Genomic DNA, 1,155 nt, shown 5'->3' on the forward strand with positions numbered 1-1,155 from the left:
TACTGACCTTGAATGCGTGATGTCGTCATGGTGGTCGGCGGTGGAGGCCGGTGCCGGTGAGGCAGCCGTCGAGGACGTCGTGGCGGTACTGAAGCTGACGTAGGCCGCGTCGAACGGCAGCGATCAAGTCATCGGGGTCGGCGACGGCGCGGTTGGCCAGGGTGGTGCGTCGCAGGACGGACCAGATGCCCTCGACCGGGTTCAGGTCGGGTGCGTAAGGCGGCAGTTGGAAGACAGTGAGCCAGTCTCGGTCGGCGATGTAGCGACGCATGCCGGCGGTGAGATGGGTGTTGAGGTTGTCCCAGACCAGCACGATCGGGCCGCCAAGCTGCTGGTGAGCGGTCTGGATCAGGTCGCGGTAGTCCTTCCAGGAGAAGCTTTTGCGCCCATCGGGCCGGGCGTCTGGGCAGGGCCGGTAGATCAGCCGTGAGGATTCGCCGGTCTTGTAGCAGGCCAGGGCGGCCACCGATAAGCGGCGGCGGGAGCGGCCCCGGACGCGGACCACAGGGGTGTGGCCGCGGCGTGACCAGGTGCGGGCGGTCGGCGGCGTCATCGAGAATCCGGCCTCGTCCTCGAAGACGAGCCAGGCGTCGAGCGCCGCCACCGTCCTTCCACCTGGGGCCAGGTCTCCTTCATCCAGCCGGCCACCACGTCCTCGTCCCGCTCGATCGCCCGCCGGGCGGGGACCTGGCAGCTCCAGCCGTGCCGCTTGAGCAGGGCGGCCACCCCTTGCACGGTGTAGCTCTTATGGAAGCGGCGCCCGATCAGCGTCTTGATCCGCGACAGGGTCCAGGTCTGGTCCGGCCACCCATGTGCCACCGGGCCCTTGGCCAGCTCACGCTCGAGCACGGAGAACAGTTCGTCGCTGAGCAGCGGCAGCGATGCCGGGCCCTTCGAGGCCAGGGCTCTCAGCCCGTCCTGCGACCAAGCCTTGCGCCAACGCTGTACCGACCGGATGCTGACCCGCAGGTCGTGAGCGATGACCGAGTTCTCGTCGCCCTGCCTGAACCGCTCGGCCGCCTGCAACCTCAACTTCTCACGGAAGGCCCGCCGTTCGTCGGTCAGCCCGCCCCCTTGCGCATACCTCATACGGTCGGCATACCGCAGGGATCATGAGGCGTCAGCCCCTACGACACCACGCTTTGAAGGTCAGTA

The 1,155-nt window shown here is 67.9% G+C and carries 2 protein-coding genes; both read right to left on the reverse strand.

The window, feature by feature from the left end; translation table 11 throughout:
• Window positions 1-25: 25 nt before the first annotated feature.
• On the reverse strand, window positions 26-553 hold the full coding sequence (locus tag ACFYOV_RS33730; protein WP_389094440.1) for a transposase: 528 nt from the start codon (window positions 551-553) through the stop codon (window positions 26-28).
• Window positions 550-1,089, reverse strand: coding sequence for a winged helix-turn-helix domain-containing protein (locus ACFYOV_RS33735; protein WP_389094438.1), 540 nt, complete (start codon window positions 1,087-1,089; stop codon window positions 550-552). The genes ACFYOV_RS33730 and ACFYOV_RS33735 overlap by 4 nt, the downstream gene beginning before the upstream one ends.
• Window positions 1,090-1,155: the final 66 nt, after the last annotated feature.

Source organism: Streptomyces sp. NPDC005931, from assembly GCF_042871235.1.
Lineage (GTDB): Bacteria > Actinomycetota > Actinomycetes > Streptomycetales > Streptomycetaceae > Streptomyces.

Coding starts and splice junctions, on each gene's coding strand:
- ACFYOV_RS33730 (WP_389094440.1), bottom strand. CDS start 553: ATGACGCCGCCGACCGCCCGCACCTGGTCACGCCGCGGCCACACCCCT.
- ACFYOV_RS33735 (WP_389094438.1), bottom strand. CDS start 1,089: ATGAGGTATGCGCAAGGGGGCGGGCTGACCGACGAACGGCGGGCCTTC.